Origin of the sequence: Pseudomonas sp. NPDC089918, from assembly GCF_050280605.1 — a bacterium.
Taxonomy (GTDB): domain Bacteria; phylum Pseudomonadota; class Gammaproteobacteria; order Pseudomonadales; family Pseudomonadaceae; genus Aquipseudomonas.
In genome coordinates this window covers 41,928-57,589 of sequence record NZ_JBNNVP010000024.1, presented here as the reverse complement: position 1 = coordinate 57,589, position 15,662 = coordinate 41,928, and the positions used below count along the sequence as shown (strand labels likewise).

Genomic DNA, 15,662 nt, shown 5'->3' with positions numbered 1-15,662 from the left:
GTCGACACTCAGGCTGGGTGCTGATTACGACTTGGCTTTGTAGGCTTCCATCTGGCCGAAACCGGTTGGCGAGGTTTTGCTCATCGTGGTGGCGCAGGTGCCTTTAGGAACCAGTTTGAAAGCATTTGGCTGGTAGTCTGTTTTTGCTGTGCCGGCGCAAGTCGTGCCAGCGCCTGCGGCGCAATCGTTGTGGCCTTTCATGGCCACGCCGAAGCATTTTTCCATGTTGGCGTCAGCGGCATGAGTAGTGGAGACAGCGGCGATGCTCAGGGCAGAACCGAGGGCCAGAACCAGGGCGGTGGCGGACAGGGTGCGGGTGGTAGCAGTCATGATGTTTCTCCGGAATTGAGCTTGGGTTGGCAAGCGTTTGTGCTTGCTTACTGCTCTAGAGAAACGACAGGGCGATGCGTTACAGGCCACCCGAAAATTTTTTGCCGATAAGGTCGTCAGGCAATGCTGATTTTACTGACGCTGGTGATCTGACCGTTCCAGATCATCTCGTAGTGGGCTGTTTGAGTGATTGATGAGAGGGGGCTGGGGGTCATCAGTGCCCAGCAGTAGCTCCCATGCATGCGCACGGAGTTGTACCGCAGACCAGGGACCCCAGCATTCTTGATGGCCTTTCCCAAGCGATGGGAGTGCGTGTAATCGACGGGATCGTAGACAGGATCGTCCATCGGAATGGATACGCCATCCCTCATGGCTTCGTCAACGAAAGTGCAGGATAACCCCCGGAAAACAAACCTCTCGTAATTGAGCCCCTGGACTTTCGACCAATACTGATTCTGATGATGCTGCACCTCAGCCAGTGCGGTTTCCATCGAGGCAGCCAGGTACAACACGCCGAAACTGCCATCGCTGAAACGCGAACCCGCTGGGTTGATGTGGGTGAAAGGAGCGATTGCGTAAGAGCACCCGGGGATGCCGAAGGGAATCTGCGCACGCGGTATCAGCTCAAGCCGGCCGACTTCATTGTGCAGCCTCGGATTGGTGAGGGCCTGGATCTGATACAGCACATCAAATTCGTCCGCGTTTGCCACGTCGTCAAACAGCGCAATGGGCGGAAATTTTGAATTGATCAACCGGTAGGCCTGCAACTGCTCACCGGCCAATACAGCCAACTGGCTCACCGTTACCATTGTGCGCCTCGCAGCATGTCGATCCGCCGAAACGTCTCGTACAGGGAAATCATATCCCCTTGAGACATGATTTCGAGTGGGCTACGCCCGTTGAAGAACTCGTTCTCGTTCCCCATCGCCGCAAAACCATAGACGTTTTCAGGGTTATCAAAGACCAGGCGCAGGGTGGCATGGATGTTGAGAATAAAACTGATGCGCTGCATCTGGTCTGAATCCAGGCTTACGGACCAATCGGGATCGCGCTGCTTTGCCCGGGAATACGTACTGCGGGAAATGCGCAAGATACGACAGGCCTGATCGCTCGACGCTTGCCACTTTTCGAGTATGCCGACAGCCGCTCGCAAACCAGTCACGCACTGGTCTTTGCTGAATGCTTGTGCCAGGGAGGTTGCTGTCATGGCGATCACTTTGATTTGGTCTGTAGGTACAAATATATGAAAAATGTATCTGTAGGGCAAGCTTGTATTGTGAATACGAAGCTCCTACGAGGGCGAACCGGTTACGTCAGGCGTTAGGATGTGTAGCTTGCAGGAAGTAACGCTGACACTGATTAAACACGTTCTCCCAAACACCCCAAAAAACCTGTGGGAGCGAGCCTGCTCGCGATTGCGGTAAGTCAGTCAATATCTCGGTTGAATGTGAAATTGCCATCGCGAGCAGGCTCGCTCCCACAGGGGATTTTCATTATGGTTGTGGCAGGCAAAAAAAACGGCCTGCGAAGGCCGTTTTTTTGTTTACCGCAATCGCTTAACCGCCAAGGTACGCTTCACGCACTTTCGGATCAGTCAACAGCGCTTCCCCAGTGCCTGTCATCACCACCCGGCCGGTCTCCAGAACGTAAGCACGGTCAGCAATTTTCAACGCCTGGTTGGCGTTTTGCTCCACCAGAAACACCGTCACACCGTCCTTGCGCAGTTGTTCGATGATGTCGAAGATCTGCTGGATGATGATCGGTGCCAGGCCCAGCGACGGCTCGTCGAGCAGCAACAGCTTGGGCTTGCTCATCAGCGCACGGCCGATGGCGAGCATTTGCTGTTCGCCGCCAGACATGGTGCCGCCGCGTTGGGCGAAGCGTTCTTTCAGGCGTGGGAAAAGTCCGAGGACCTTGTCCATCTGTTCCTGATAATCGCCCTTGTCGGTGAAGAATCCGCCCATGGCGAGGTTCTCTTCTACGGTCAGACGGGCAAACACCCGACGACCTTCCGGGACCACGGCGATGCTTTTACGCATGATGTGCGACGAGTCCTGGCCGACGAGCTCTTCACCCATGTAGCGGATGCTGCCGCTGTGGGCCTGCGGCGAACCGCAGAGGGTCATCAGCAGGGTCGACTTGCCGGCACCGTTGGCGCCGATCAGGGTCACGATCTCGCCCTGGCGGACCTCGACGTTGACGCTGTGCAGCGCCTGGATCTTGCCGTAGAAGGTGGAAACGTTTTCGAACTGCAGCATTTACGCTTCCCCCAGGTAGGCTTTGATCACTTCAGGATTGTCGCGGATCTGTTCCGGCGTACCGTTGGCCAGAGGCGTGCCCTGGTTGATCACGAAGATGTGGTCGGAAATGCTCATGACCAGTTTCATGTCGTGTTCGATCAGCAGCACGGTCACATCATGCTCTTCACGCAGGATGCCGATCAGTGCCTTGAGGTCTTCGGTTTCCCGCGGGTTGAGACCGGCAGCCGGTTCGTCGAGCATGAGGATCCGCGGGCGGGTCATCATGCAGCGAGCGATTTCCAGGCGACGTTGCTGACCGTAGGCCAGGGTGCCGGCCGGACGGTTGGCGAACTCCTTGAGGTTGACCTTTTCCAGCCAGTACTCGGCGTATTCCATGGCCTCGCGTTCGCTTCTGCGGAACGCGGGGGTCTTGAACAGACCGGCCAGGAAGTTGGTGTTCAGGTGACGGTGTTGCGCGATCAAGAGGTTCTCGACCGCTGTCATTTCCTTGAACAGCCGCACGTTCTGGAAGGTGCGCACCACGCCTTTGAGGGCAATCTTGTGGCCCGGCAACCCTTGGATCTGTTCGCCGTCCAGCACGATGCTGCCAGCGGTTGGCTGGTAGAAACCGGTCAGGCAGTTGAACACGGTGGTCTTGCCGGCGCCGTTGGGGCCGATCATCGATACCACTTGTTTCTCTTTGACGGTCAGGGCCACGCTGTTGACCGCCAACAGGCCGCCGAAGCGCATGCTCAGGTCGGTGACTTTCAGGATCTCACGGCTCATTTGCGCAGCTCCATGTGGGGGCGTTGCATCGGCAGCAGACCTTGTGGACGCCAGATCATCATCAGCACCATCAAGGCGCCGAACATCAACATGCGGTATTCACTGAACTCACGCATCATTTCCGGCAACAGGATCATCACCGTGGCGGCGAGTACGACGCCCAGTTGCGAGCCCATGCCGCCCAGCACCACGATGGCGAGGATGGTGGCCGATTCGATGAAGGTGAAGGACTCCGGTGTCACCAGGCCTTGGCGCGCGGCGAAGAAGCTACCGGCGAAACCGGCGAAGCAGGCACCGAGGGTGAAGGCCGACAGCTTGATGACCGTTGGATTGAGACCCAGTGCACGGCAGGCAATTTCGTCTTCACGCAGCGCTTCCCAGGCACGGCCCAGGGGCATGCGCAGCAAGCGGTTGATGACGAACAGCGCGAACAACGACAACAACACTGCGATCAGGTAAAGGAAGATCACCTTGTTGATCGAGTTGTATTCCAGGCCGAAGTACTCGTGGAAGGTCTGCAGACCTTCTGCGGCAGTTCTATCAAAGCTCAGCCCGAAAAGCGTGGGCTTGGGAATGTTGCTGATGCCGTTCGGGCCGCCGGTGAGGTCGGTCAGGTTACGCAGGAACAGACGGATGATTTCACCGAAACCCAAGGTCACGATTGCCAGGTAGTCACCGCGCAAACGCAGTACCGGGAAACCGAGCAGGAAGCCAAACGTGGCCGCCATCATCCCGGCGATCGGCAGGCAGATCCAGAAGCTCAGGCCGTAGTAGTGCGACAGCAGCGCGTAGCTGTAGGCGCCCACGGCGTAGAAGCCGACATAACCGAGATCGAGCAGGCCAGCCAGGCCGACCACGATGTTCAAGCCCAGGCCGAGCATCACGTAGATCAGCACCAGGGTGGCGATGTCCACCGCCCCGCGGGAGCCGAAGAACGGCCAGACCAGAGAACCGATGATCAACGCGATGATGATCCAGCGTTGAGTCGTCGGCAGGGTCAGGAAGGTACTGGCCTTGGCCGGGATCACCGGCAGGTTGGGCGAGGCTTTCCAGGCCGAGCTGATCTGCTGGTCGAACAGCACCCGCAGGAACATCAGCACCGAGCACACGGCGATGGTGATCAGCGTTGCAGTGCTGGTGCCATGGACTTCGAGGTTGATGCCGACAATGGTCAGTTTCAGACCCAGTACCGGGTAGGCAACCGCCCACACCAGCAAGGCGCTGAACAACGCCTGTTTAAGATTCCTAGTCATACTTTCTCAACCTCCGGACGGCCCAACAGGCCGGTTGGCCGGAACAACAACACCAGAACCAGTAGACCGAACGCCACGACGTCCTTGTACTGGTCGCCGAAGATATCGGCACCAAAGGCTTCCGCCACCCCAAGCACCAGCCCGCCGAGCATCGCGCCGGGGATGCTGCCGATACCGCCCAATACTGCTGCGGTGAAGGCCTTGAGGCCGACCAGGAAACCGGCGTTCGGGTTGATCACGCCGTATTGCATGCTCAGCAGCACGGCTGCGATGGCCGCCAGTGCCGCACCGATGACGAAGGTCAGGGCGATGATGTTGTTGGTGTTGATACCCAGGAGGTTGGCCATCTTGATGTCTTCGGCACAGGCGCGGCAGGCGCGGCCCAGGCGAGAACGGGAGATGAACAGCGTCAGGCCGAGCATGGCGACCAGGGTCACCACGAACACCACGATTTGCATGTAGGAAATCAGCACTTCATGTGCGCCACCTGGCCCGATGGCGAAGTTGCCAGGGATCAGGTTGGAGATGGATTTGTCCTTGGAGTCTTGCGCCAGCAGAACCGTGTTCTGCAGGAAGATCGACATGCCGATGGCGGAAATCAGCGGGATCAGACGGTTGCTGCCGCGCAGGGGGCGGTAGGCGATCCGTTCGATGCTGTAACCGTAGGCACTGGTCACGACGATGGTCGCGAGGAAAGCCGCGGTCATCAAGAGAGGGACACTGTCGAGTCCCAGCATGGCCAGCCCGGCGATGGCGATGAACGCCACGTAAGAGCCGATCATGTACACCTCGCCGTGGGCGAAGTTGATCATTCCAATGATGCCGTAAACCATCGTATAGCCGATGGCGATCAGGGCATACGTGCTGCCAATGGTCAGACCATTAACCAGCTGTTGGAAGAAGTGATAGATGTCAGGCATTACAGCGCTCCTAAAAACCTGATACGCATTTCACTGGTGGAGTCATTTTCCCGCTCGAGCCCCGTGGATCTGCATCCACTTCGAATTCGAGGTTTGCCAGCGAACCGCTGATGACGGTTTTGAGATTTTCAGGTGGGGAGACTGGCGGATCACGCCAGCGCGGCCCAATACGTTCGTAAAACAAAGCCCACGGCACGCCGTGGGCTTTATTGGCAGTCAGTCAGGCCAGGCCTTACTGAGGCGAAACTTCAGTTTTAGGTTTGCCGAAATGCCACTGGTAAACCACGAATTTGAAGTCCTTCAGGTCGCCCTTGGCGTCGAAGCTCAGGTCGCCGGTCGGGGTTTTGAAAGTGCCTGCGTGGATGGCTTCAGCCACTTTGGCAGGGTCTTCGCTCTTGGCAGCCTTGATGCCTTCGGCAATCACTGTCACAGCCGAGTAGGACGGGAACACGAACGGACCGCTCGGGTCTTCTTTCTTGGCTTTGAACGCGTCAGCCAGGGCGATGTTGGCCGGATCCTGGTCGAAGGATTTCGGCAGGGTCACCAGCAGGCCTTCGGAAGCTTCCTTGGCGATCTGCGAAATGGAGTCGTTACCCACGCCTTCCGGACCCATGAACTTGGCTTTCAGGCCTTTTTCCTGGGATTGACGCAGGAGCAGACCCAGCTCCGGGTGGTAACCGCCGTAGTAGACGAAGTCGACGTTGGCTTGCTTGAGCTTGGAGACCATCGAAGAGAAGTCCTTGTCGCCGGCGTTGATGCCTTCGAACACGGCAACCTTGACGCCTTTCTTCTCGAGGGTGGTTTTAACGGCGCTGGCGATGCCTTCACCGTATTGCTGTTTGTCGTGCAGCACAGCAACGATTTTCGGTTTGACGTGATCGGCAATGTAGTTACCGGCGGCAGGGCCCTGGGCGCTGTCCAGACCGATGGTACGGAAGATCATTTTGTAGCCGCGAGTGGTGATGTCCGGGCTGGTGGCAGCCGGGGTGATCATGATCACGCCTTCGTCTTCGTAGATGTCGGACGCCGGTTGAGTGGAGCTGGAGCACAGGTGACCCACCACGAACTTGACGCCGTCGTTGACGACTTTGTTCGCAACAGCAACCGCTTGTTTTGGATCGCAGGCATCGTCGTATTCAACGGCGACGAGCTTCTTGCCGTCGACGCCGCCCTTGGCGTTGATTTGTTCGATGGCCATTTTCGAGCCACTGAACTGCATGTCGCCGTATTGGGCTACAGGACCGGTTTTAGGGCCGGCGATGCCGATCTTGATGGTGTCAGCGGCGAACGAATGGCTGGCAACCCCGGCCAGAACCATAGCGGCAAACAGTTTTGAAATCTGCTTAGTAGCCTTAGTCATAGTGCTCCACTCTTACTGTTGTAGTTTTTATAGTCCTGGCGCCGTAGCAGCAGAACCGGGTCAGATATCGTTGATATCCTCCGGAAAATGCCCCCGGCAACTGTACCGGTACAGTGTAGAGCGCCGATTGTTAGCCTGGGAAGGCAGCGCCGGGGGGCAAAACCTGAGGGTGTCGCTTTATTGAAAGAAAAAGACAGAATCACGGCGGGATGTTAGCTGGCTAATACTTGGATTCAGCAGCATTCCCTGGCTTTCCTGCATTTCTCGATCGGTAACGCAATTGCATCCGGGTTTTTCTGGCGCAATACCGACGTTATCATTCACGTCGTTTTTCATTGCGGACAGAAACCCATGACTCAAGAACCTAGCACCCTCTATGCCAAGCTGCTTGGTGAGACCGCATCTATTACCTGGAAAGAGTTGGAGCCGTTCTTTGCCAGGGGTGCCCTATTGTGGGTCGATCCAGGCCTGGATTTGATCGCTGCGGCAGAAGCGGTGGCAACCGATGAAGGCGAGAAAGTCGCTGCCTGGCTGGCCGCCGACAAGGTCGCCAAGCTGTCTGAAACGCGGGCGCTGGATCTTTTCGAGCGCGATCCCGAGCTGTGGGCCGTGGTGGTTTCACCGTGGATTCTGATCCAGGAAAGGGCGACGAGCTGAGCGTTTGCACTTAATTGGTGCGCTGCGCTGCCGGTTAAAAGTGTGTAGCCGAGTAGCGTGATGGCATGTTGCCGTAGAGAAAGGCCACAGAAGGGTCTTGGCGAGGGTGACGTAAACGTAACGGGAACAGTTTATTGAGCAGCCGATTGGCTGCTTAATTGTGATCGTTCCCACGCTCCGCGTGGGAATGCAGCCCGGGACGCTCTGCGTCCCAAAGCGGACGCAGAGCGTCCATTGAGGCATTCCCACGCAGAGCGTGGGAACGATCGACAGTAGGTGAATTAAGCCGTCTTGCCCGTATGGTTATTCAGCGAAATAACCTTGGTCTTGCCAATCCGGTGACGGTAAATCTCGCGCAGATACTTGATCGCCTTCTTCACGCAATCCCGGGACAAACGAATGTCATTGATCGAGACAAACTTGTCCTTGTCGTTGATCAGCTCGCGGTACTTTTTCTCGTACATCGGTTTGATCGCGTACCAGTTGGTATCGAGGATTTTCGCCGGGTTTTCGAATTCGTTGAGCAGTTCATCGATCCGGTTTTCGTCGAAGTCTTCATTGATGATGAAGTCCAGGATCGAGTTGTCCAGCGTCTCGTCGAAGCGGTAGGGGTTTTTCGCGAAGCAGCGCTTGATGAAGGCCACGATCAGGGTCAAAAAGTCGTCCGACAGGCACGGGCTCTTGGCGATGAGGGTGGTCAGCGACAAGTTGGCCGAGGCGCCGATTACCAGCGCATAACGCTTGAGCGTGGTGTTCGGGAACAGGCTGTTGAGGTGGGTCTTCAACCGGTTCAGGTCCATGTAGGACAGCTTGTAGTCCTTGGGCAAGGACACAATCGATACCACCGACGAGCAGTTCTTGAAGAAGTGCAGGTCGTGCAACGCGGCCGCGTCATAGCCCGAGTTCTTGTACTGCTCAAGCGAGGCGCGATAGCGCTTGGACTCGATCGGCAACAGGCTGATGCCTTCGATTGCCTGCGTGACCTTGTTGAAGTGCGGCAGGTCGATCGAGCGGAAGAACAGGTCGTCGATGTTCAGGCGTTGCGGCTCTTTTTCGAACACCTTGAACTTGTCGCTGCTCGGCGGCGGGGTTTCCGGTACGACGGACTCGGCGTAGGCAATCGCCACGGGGCCGGCCAGGCTCATGAACAGGTCGTTGGCGTCCAGGCGAATGGTTTCGCCAATGTCGATGCCGGCGCGACGGAAATAGTTCTGGTCGTAGTCGGTGGTCACCGCCTGCGCTGTCAGAATGTTGAAGATCTGCTGTGAGATGTATTGGTTGGCGTGCTTTTCCATGGCATTGACATCAATGTTCTGGATGTTGCCGTCATCGCTTTCTTCGGCGTAACGCATGATGTCGTTGGAGATCAGCATCATCGCGTTCCATGGGCGGATACGGCCCATGACGCTGGCTTCGCTGCTGTCTTCGTTGGCGAAGTTGTAGGAGAAGTCCCATTCTTCCGACAGGTATTTGCACAGCAGGCGACCGGCGTTGATGTGCAGCGCCTCGGACATTTCGCTGCGGTGATCGGAAATGTTTGGCAGTACGCAAATACCGCTGGTGAAGATCGGCTCGAAGACGAAGGAATGACCGCTCTTGCCGTCGTGCTCGTCCATCGGCTTGGTGTCGAACGTTTTGTTCATGTACGAGTGCTGCTGGGCCAGGCCGAACTCCGAGGCCATGCCCGAACCGGTACCGCCGCCGGCACTGAAGATCGAGAAATACAGGCGCGACTGGTTGGCCTTGATCCCGCAGCTGTCGATCAGGTACGAGTGAATCATCTTCCAGTCAGGGCTGGAGAAGCGCTGGGTGTCCTTGTTCAGGATAATCTTGGCCAAGTACTGGCCGAGGATCGGCGCGTTACCGGCGCCACCGGCGTGGACTTCCGACAAGTCCATGATTTTCATTTTGCTGTAGTCGCGCAAAAAGCCGCTTTTTTCGCCCTTGCGCGAGAAGCGGATGCGACCGGCGATGTCCTTGTCCAGGTCGCCGAGCATTACCAGCGGCTCGACCAGAAACACCGGTTTGCTGGCCTTGTTCGTCCCCAGGCGCAGGTTGTTGCGGATCCACTGAGCCGGGCTGTAGCCCTTTTCGGCGTAGCGTTTGTCCGGCGACAGACGGTCTTCGTTGTTGAATTCGTTGAGGTAGAACTTGCGGGCGTTGTACACCAGTTCCGCGACGTCTAGCGCGATGTTCGAACCACAGCGGCCCAGGCCGATCAGGCACACCGAAGGGAATTCCTGATCGCTGTGTTGTTCGTTGTCGCCTTCCAGATGGGGCGGGCGCGGGAACACCATGTCGCGCAGGCCGTCGAGGTTGTCGAGGATGCGGTCGGTATTGGTTTCGGTGAAGTACAGGTATTGCTGAGTCGCCAGCGGACGCGACGGGGTCAATGGCTTCGACGATGAGGGGCTGTTCGCCGCGGGGCTCAGGGTCAGGTCGGATACCGCGGTGGCCGGATTATTTTTAGAAGTCATTGTGCGCCATATACCTGGACTGGTCGGCTCGGCGACAAGTGTCATCGAGTCATCACGGAATGAGATCTCGCGTCTTTTTGCAGCGCGAATGTGGCCCAAGCGTCAGGGTCTTGGCCTGTGCATCGCTCGGGGGAATCCTTTCCTTAGTCATGATGAATCGGCCAATATTCGATGATCTTTAATCAAAGGGAGGCTAAATGATGGCAACGTTGCCAGCGCTGGGGTTTGCCGGAATCGGTTTGATGGGCTTGCCAATGTGCCGACGCCTGTTGGCGGCGGGTTATCCGCTGACGGTGTGGAACCGTAACCCTGACAAGTGCGCAGCGCTGGTCGAGGCCGGCGCGCGGCAAGTGGCGACACCGGCCGAACTGTGCCGACACGCGGACCTGGTGATGTTGTGCTTGGCCGACACAGTTGTTGTACGTGAGGTGGTGTTTGGCGCGGCAGGCGTTGCCGAGGGGGCGAAAAGCGGCCAGCTACTGGTGGATTTTTCCAGCCTGGAGCCCACCGCGACGCGGGAAATGGCGAACTCATTGGCCAGTAAAACCGGTATGAGTTGGCTCGATGCGCCGGTCTCCGGCGGGGTGGTCGGCGCCGAGGCCGGCAGCCTGGCGATCATGGTCGGCGGCGAGGCGGCAGACCTTGAGCGCGTGCGACCGGTGTTGTTGACCCTTGGCCAGCGCGTGACCCACATGGGCGCCGTCGGTGCGGGGCAGGTGACCAAGGCCTGCAATCAGATGATCGTGGCGTGCAATGCCTTGGTGATTGCCGAAGTTGTGGCCTTGGCCGAGCGTTCCGGGGTCGACGCCCGCTTGATCGCCGAGGCGCTCGCCGGTGGCTTCGCCGATTCAAAACCGCTGCAGATTCTTGCGCCGCAAATGGCCGACAGCCGTTTCGAACCGGTGAAGTGGCACGTACGCACGCTGCTCAAGGATTTGGACACCGCCGTGAAATTTTCCCGCGAACAGGGTTCGGCCACACCGATCAGCGGATTGGCCGCACAACTGATGCGCCTCCATGGGGGGCAGGGCTTCCTGGAAAAGGATCCGTCGACGCTAGTGCAGTTATACCGCGAGCCAGACTCAAAGGATTGACGGTGTGCATGTGCTTGCGCTGATTGATATCCGCCAGTACTGGACGCAACTCGGCCAGCGGCACCGGGCGGCTGAGCAGGTAGCCCTGAACGAAATCGCAGCCATGGCGTTCGAGAAAATCGTATTGCTCGAAGGTTTCGACGCCTTCGGTGACGACCTGCAGATGCAGGGTATGAGCCATGACGATAATGGCCTGGACGATTTCCATGTCCTGGGTGGCCTTGGGGATGTCCTGAATGAACGAGCGGTCGATCTTCAACGTGTTTAATGGCAGGCGCCTGAGGTAGGCCAGGGATGAATAGCCGGTGCCGAAGTCATCAATCGACAACGAGACCCCGAGGGCACGAATCTGGCGCAGCAACACCAGGGTGTTGCTGATATTGCCCATCAACGCATTCTCGGTCACTTCCAGTTCCAGCCGGTGTGGTGCCACCCCGAAGGCGTGCAGGGCGTGTTCGATTTCATTGGCCAGTTCTTCTCGCGCCAGGTTCAGGGGTGAGCAATTCACCGCGATTTTGAGTTCTTCGCAATCGTGTCGGGACAGCTCGCCCAAGTCCTCGCAGGCCTTGCGCAGCACCCAATGGTCCAGATCGGCAATCAGGCCGTTGGCTTCGGCAATGGCGATGAACCGATCCGGCGTGAGCAATCCGTGAACCGGATGTTGCCAGCGAATCAGCGCTTCAAGTTTGGTGACCTGGCCGATTCTCAGGTCATAAATCGGTTGGTAATACAGCATCAACCCGGTGTCTTCGCGCAGGGCATGACGCAGTTCTTCTTCGAGTTGCAACTCCAGGGTGGCGCGGGTTTTCAAGTTTGAACTGAAAAAATGCAGGGAGTTACGACCGCAATCCTTGGACTGGTAGAGCGCCAGGTCGGCGTTTTTCAGCAGTTCTTCGCAGGTCTTGCCGTCTTCGGGAAACAGGCTGATGCCGATGCTGGTGGTCATGACCATGCGCCGTCCGGACAACTCGATGGGTTCCTTCATTTTCAGCATGATGCGCTGGGCCATTTGCCGCGCTTCTTCACGGTCATACAGGGTGATGAGGATGCAGAATTCGTCGCCTCCGAAGCGCGCCACCACGTCTTCATGACTGCGCACCGAGGCCTTGATGTGGCTGGCCAGGACTTTGAGCAATTCGTCACCGGCGTCATGGCCGAGGCTGTCATTGATCCGCTTGAAATGGTCGATGTCGAGGAACATCACCGCCAGCATGCCGCCTTCATTGGTTTTCTCGATGAGTTTCTCGGCAAAGATCTGGTTGAAGCCTCGTCGGTTGATCAGGTTGGTCAAGGGGTCGTAATGCGCCACCTGTTGCAGCGACATGCGTGCCTGATCCAGTTGGCTGAGCAGGGCGTTGACCCGTTGCAGGTCATGCTCTTTGTGTTGCAGTTTCTTGTCCGCCCATGCAGCGCTGATGACGCTGCCGATGATCAGCAGCGTCATTACCGCTACCGTCAGCCCCAGTTGCAGGTGATTGTTGTCGCTGGGCAGGGGCTCAAGGCTGCCAACGGGCAGCACCAGGCTGAACGCCGCCATGCCGGTGAAATGCATGCTCACGATGCCGGCTCCGAGCACCAGGCTGGCGGTGTATTTGAGCAATTGATGAAACACGCCGGTGCCATCGCGCAGGTGACTGGAAATCAACAGGGCGGCCAGGCTGGCACTGATGGCGATCACGATGGAAAGCCCGAACAGGACGGGTTGGTAGTAGGCCATCGCATTCGATCGCAGGGCGGCCATGCCCACGTAATGCATGGTTGCGATGCCCAGGCCGATCCACACCGCGGCCCGCAGGTATTGCCAGAAATTCAGCTGCGGATGACTGAGGGTGTGCATGGCCAGCCACGAGGCGGTCAGGGCGAACAACAGCGAGAGCAGGGTAGTGGGCAAGTGGTAATGGATTTCGATCGGCGCCTGGAACGCCAGCATGCTGATGAAATGCATGGCCCAGATACCGCCCGCCAGACACCCGGCACCGACCCAGCGCCAGAGTCGTTGGGAGGCGGATTTTTCCACATGGCCGACCCGCTCGGTCATGTCCAGCGTGGCGAAGCCGGCCGCACAGGCCACCAGATAGGCCAGCAACACCAGAAAAGGGTTATGGGTGCAATCGAGTATGACCTGTCCGCTCTCTGGCAGCCCGGTCATGAAATGCAAACCAAGCCACTCCATAGCATGCCCCATCTCTGAATCATCCTGGCCTGCGCCATGCGCGCTGGCGAATGCTTGCAGTATAGAGGCCTTGCACGGAGCGCAAGAGGTGATGGCACGGTGACGCCAATAATTTTGGTATTAGCGTGATAGCGATTGGCGCTAAGTCTCAAGCGCTCCGTTCATAAGGCATTTCGAACTCCGGTTGCAGGGCTGGCAACCCGAACGCGGCCCGGGCCGCGTCGCAATCCACGTTCACCTCACCATTGGCCCACGAGGCGTCGAACTCCCGGCAGGTGCTGGAGCGCTGATCGTATATCGAGCACTGCACGGTGCTGCCCACCTCACCCACCAGCCCGACGCAGCGGGTCGGTTTGCAGTCTGTGCCGAGCATGGCCACCCGGCTGGGACTGATGGGCGCGACCAGTTCATCGGGCACCGTCCCCCCTGCCGAGATGCATTCACCCCAGAAAAAAGACACGCGAAAATGAGAACAGCAGGCACCGCAATTCAGACACGGACTGGCTTCGGACATGGGCGATAGTCAAAGAGGGATGGGGGACACGGTGGGCAGACAAGGCCGCTATTCTAGGCTTTGCCTTGGGCTTGGGAAGGGGGGGCACAGAGGTATTTTTCAATGGTCGGTCGGGCCATGGAAAACACCGCAATTCCCCTGTGGGAGCGGGCTTGCTCGCGAAGGCGGCGTGTCAGTCGGCATCATCGTAGGCAGGCACACCGCCTTCGCGAGCAAGCCCGCTCCCACAAGGTATTGTGGCGTTTGGGAGGGTTCGGTTGCCATGGGCTGATATCAGGCTGGCGAATGATGACAGACACGCCGCGCGCGCCTGACTAGATTGCAGTTTCCGGGGGCAGCGACGCCTTCATAACAATAAAAGAGACGGACCCATGCAGAACTCGACCCAAGCGGCGAATGCCTGGCGCATTCTGTTCCTGCTGTTCCTGGCCAACCTGTTTAACTTCTTCGACCGCACCATCCCGGCCATCATCATCGAGCCGATCCGCATGGAATGGCACCTCAGCGACTTTCAATTGGGGATCATCGGCACCGCATTCACCATCGTTTACGCCATTGCTGGCCTGCCCCTTGGGCGATTGGCCGATACCGGTTCGCGCAGCAAACTGATGGGCTGGGGCCTGGCAGCATGGAGCGGGCTGACTGCGGTCAACGGGCTGGTGGGCAGTTTCTGGAGTTTCCTGATCGTGCGCATGGGCATCGGCATCGGTGAAGCCAGTTACGCGCCGGCCGCCAACTCGCTGATCGGCGATTTGTTCCCGGCTCATCGTCGGGCTCGGGCCATGGGCATTTTCATGCTGGGTCTTCCGCTGGGGTTACTGCTGGCGTTCTTCACCATCGGCTGGATGGTCAAGACGTTCGACAGCTGGCGCGCGCCGTTCTTTATAGCGGCAGTGCCGGGGCTGATCCTGGCGGTGTTCATGTTCTTCATCAAAGAGCCAAAACGCGGCGCGGCGGAAAGCGTGCAAGTGTCTCAGGAACGCGTGGACCGGCCGATCCGTCGAGTGCTGGCGGTGCCGACTTTCCTGTGGCTGGTGATGGCGGGCCTGTGTTTCAACTTCGCGACTTATGCCTGCAACTCGTTTCTGGTGCCGATGCTGCAGCGATATTTCCTGATGCCATTGCAGGAGGCCGCAGTGGCGACCGGGGTGATCGTCGGGGTGACCGGGCTGTTCGGCCTGACGCTCGGCGGCTGGATCGCCGACAAGATTCACCAACGCGTGGCCAATGGGCGGCTGCTGTTCGCGGCATTCAGCCTGATCATCTCGACTTTGTGCACGGCTTGGGCGTTGCACGCCGGACGGATCGAGATCGGGGTATTTGTCGCGGTGTTCAGCCTGGGTTGGTTGTTTGCCTATAACTTCTATACCTGCGTGTACACGGCGATCCAGGACGTGGTCGAACCGCGTTTGCGGGCCACGGCGATGGCGTTGTTCTTTGCCGGTCTGTATTTGCTGGGTGGGGGATTGGGGCCGGTGGTGGTGGGCGGATTGTCGGATCACTTTGCGCAAACGGCCATGTTGTCGGCCGGCGCCGAGCAGATGACTGAAGCGTTCAAGGCGGTCGGCCTGCATGACGCGATGTACCTGATTCCGGTGGCGTTGTTTTTCACCATGGTGTTTCTGTTTTTGGCCTCGCGGTGTTTTGTACGCGATGCCAAGCGGATGAAGGAAGGGTTGGTGGCTGTGGTTGAGCCTGCGGGGGCTGCGGTCACGGCGTAATGATCGTTCCCACGCCCCGCGTGGGAATGCCTCAAGGGACGCTCCGCGTTCCAGCTCTCGAAAGGGACGCAGAGCGTCCCGGGCTGCATTCCCACGCAGAGCGTGGGAACGATCAGCAGACAAAAAAGGCCCGCATC

General features: G+C 58.2%; 15 protein-coding genes. 3 read left to right on the top strand and 12 right to left on the bottom strand.

Annotated elements, in window-relative coordinates; translation table 11 throughout:
* Window positions 1–24 precede the first annotated feature (24 nt).
* The 9 genes from ACQKPC_RS17900 to ACQKPC_RS17860 all read right to left on the bottom strand — a co-directional run bounded on the left by ACQKPC_RS17900 (window position 25) and on the right by ACQKPC_RS17860 (window position 7,213).
* Window positions 25–330 carry a DUF2282 domain-containing protein gene (locus tag ACQKPC_RS17900; protein WP_427625747.1) on the bottom strand — a complete coding sequence of 102 codons (306 nt, stop codon included), beginning with the start codon at window positions 328–330 and terminating at the stop codon, window positions 25–27.
* A gap of 116 nt (window positions 331–446) precedes the next feature.
* Window positions 447–1,139, bottom strand: coding sequence for an RES family NAD+ phosphorylase (locus tag ACQKPC_RS17895; RefSeq protein ID WP_427625746.1), 693 nt, complete (start codon window positions 1,137–1,139; stop codon window positions 447–449).
* Window positions 1,133–1,537, bottom strand: coding sequence for an antitoxin Xre-like helix-turn-helix domain-containing protein (locus tag ACQKPC_RS17890; protein WP_427625745.1), 405 nt, complete (start codon window positions 1,535–1,537; stop codon window positions 1,133–1,135). Before ACQKPC_RS17890 ends, ACQKPC_RS17895 begins: the two co-directional genes overlap by 7 nt.
* Before the next feature lie 349 nt (window positions 1,538–1,886).
* The gene (locus ACQKPC_RS17885) at window positions 1,887–2,588 is read right to left on the bottom strand and encodes an ABC transporter ATP-binding protein (protein ID WP_427625744.1); all 702 of its coding nucleotides are present in this window, start codon (window positions 2,586–2,588) and stop codon (window positions 1,887–1,889) included.
* Complete coding sequence (livG, locus tag ACQKPC_RS17880; RefSeq protein ID WP_008074582.1) at window positions 2,589–3,356, bottom strand: high-affinity branched-chain amino acid ABC transporter ATP-binding protein LivG; 768 nt, start codon at window positions 3,354–3,356, stop codon at window positions 2,589–2,591.
* Window positions 3,353–4,609: a high-affinity branched-chain amino acid ABC transporter permease LivM gene (locus tag ACQKPC_RS17875; protein ID WP_427625743.1), complete on the bottom strand. Its 1,257-nt coding sequence runs from the start codon at window positions 4,607–4,609 to the stop codon at window positions 3,353–3,355. Before ACQKPC_RS17875 ends, livG begins: the two co-directional genes overlap by 4 nt.
* A complete protein-coding gene (gene livH, locus ACQKPC_RS17870) occupies window positions 4,606–5,529 on the bottom strand; it encodes a high-affinity branched-chain amino acid ABC transporter permease LivH (protein ID WP_008074580.1) in 924 nt (307 codons plus the stop codon). The genes ACQKPC_RS17875 and livH overlap by 4 nt, the downstream gene beginning before the upstream one ends.
* A 232-nt stretch (window positions 5,530–5,761) precedes the next feature.
* Complete coding sequence (locus tag ACQKPC_RS17865) at window positions 5,762–6,889, bottom strand: branched-chain amino acid ABC transporter substrate-binding protein (protein ID WP_427625742.1); 1,128 nt, start codon at window positions 6,887–6,889, stop codon at window positions 5,762–5,764.
* Window positions 6,890–7,066: 177 nt separating this feature from the next.
* Entirely contained in the window at window positions 7,067–7,213 is a 147-nt protein-coding gene (locus ACQKPC_RS17860; RefSeq protein WP_157173008.1) for a hypothetical protein, read from the bottom strand.
* A 27-nt stretch (window positions 7,214–7,240) separates the two neighbouring features.
* Here ACQKPC_RS17860 and ACQKPC_RS17855 point away from each other — a divergent pair, with 27 nt between their 5' ends.
* Entirely contained in the window at window positions 7,241–7,546 is a 306-nt protein-coding gene (locus ACQKPC_RS17855; protein WP_007906642.1) for a DUF2288 domain-containing protein, read from the top strand.
* Between the two features lie 281 nt (window positions 7,547–7,827).
* Here the strand turns inward: ACQKPC_RS17855 and ACQKPC_RS17850 are convergent, their stop codons facing one another.
* Complete coding sequence (locus ACQKPC_RS17850; protein WP_427625741.1) at window positions 7,828–10,023, bottom strand: hypothetical protein; 2,196 nt, start codon at window positions 10,021–10,023, stop codon at window positions 7,828–7,830.
* A 197-nt stretch (window positions 10,024–10,220) separates the two neighbouring features.
* Here ACQKPC_RS17850 and ACQKPC_RS17845 point away from each other — a divergent pair, with 197 nt between their 5' ends.
* Complete coding sequence (locus ACQKPC_RS17845; protein WP_427625740.1) at window positions 10,221–11,117, top strand: NAD(P)-dependent oxidoreductase; 897 nt, start codon at window positions 10,221–10,223, stop codon at window positions 11,115–11,117.
* Here the strand turns inward: ACQKPC_RS17845 and ACQKPC_RS17840 are convergent.
* Both ACQKPC_RS17840 and ACQKPC_RS17835 read right to left on the bottom strand, forming a co-directional pair.
* The gene (locus ACQKPC_RS17840) at window positions 11,008–13,290 is read right to left on the bottom strand and encodes a putative bifunctional diguanylate cyclase/phosphodiesterase (protein ID WP_427625780.1); all 2,283 of its coding nucleotides are present in this window, start codon (window positions 13,288–13,290) and stop codon (window positions 11,008–11,010) included. The two genes, ACQKPC_RS17845 and ACQKPC_RS17840, sit on opposite strands and share 110 nt — an antisense overlap.
* A gap of 148 nt (window positions 13,291–13,438) precedes the next feature.
* The gene (locus ACQKPC_RS17835) at window positions 13,439–13,804 is read right to left on the bottom strand and encodes a YkgJ family cysteine cluster protein (protein ID WP_033036882.1); all 366 of its coding nucleotides are present in this window, start codon (window positions 13,802–13,804) and stop codon (window positions 13,439–13,441) included.
* Window positions 13,805–14,175: 371 nt separating this feature from the next.
* Here ACQKPC_RS17835 and ACQKPC_RS17830 point away from each other — a divergent pair, with 371 nt between their 5' ends.
* The gene (locus ACQKPC_RS17830; protein ID WP_427625739.1) at window positions 14,176–15,525 is read left to right on the top strand and encodes a spinster family MFS transporter; all 1,350 of its coding nucleotides are present in this window, start codon (window positions 14,176–14,178) and stop codon (window positions 15,523–15,525) included.
* The last annotated feature ends 137 nt before the right edge of the window (window positions 15,526–15,662 follow it).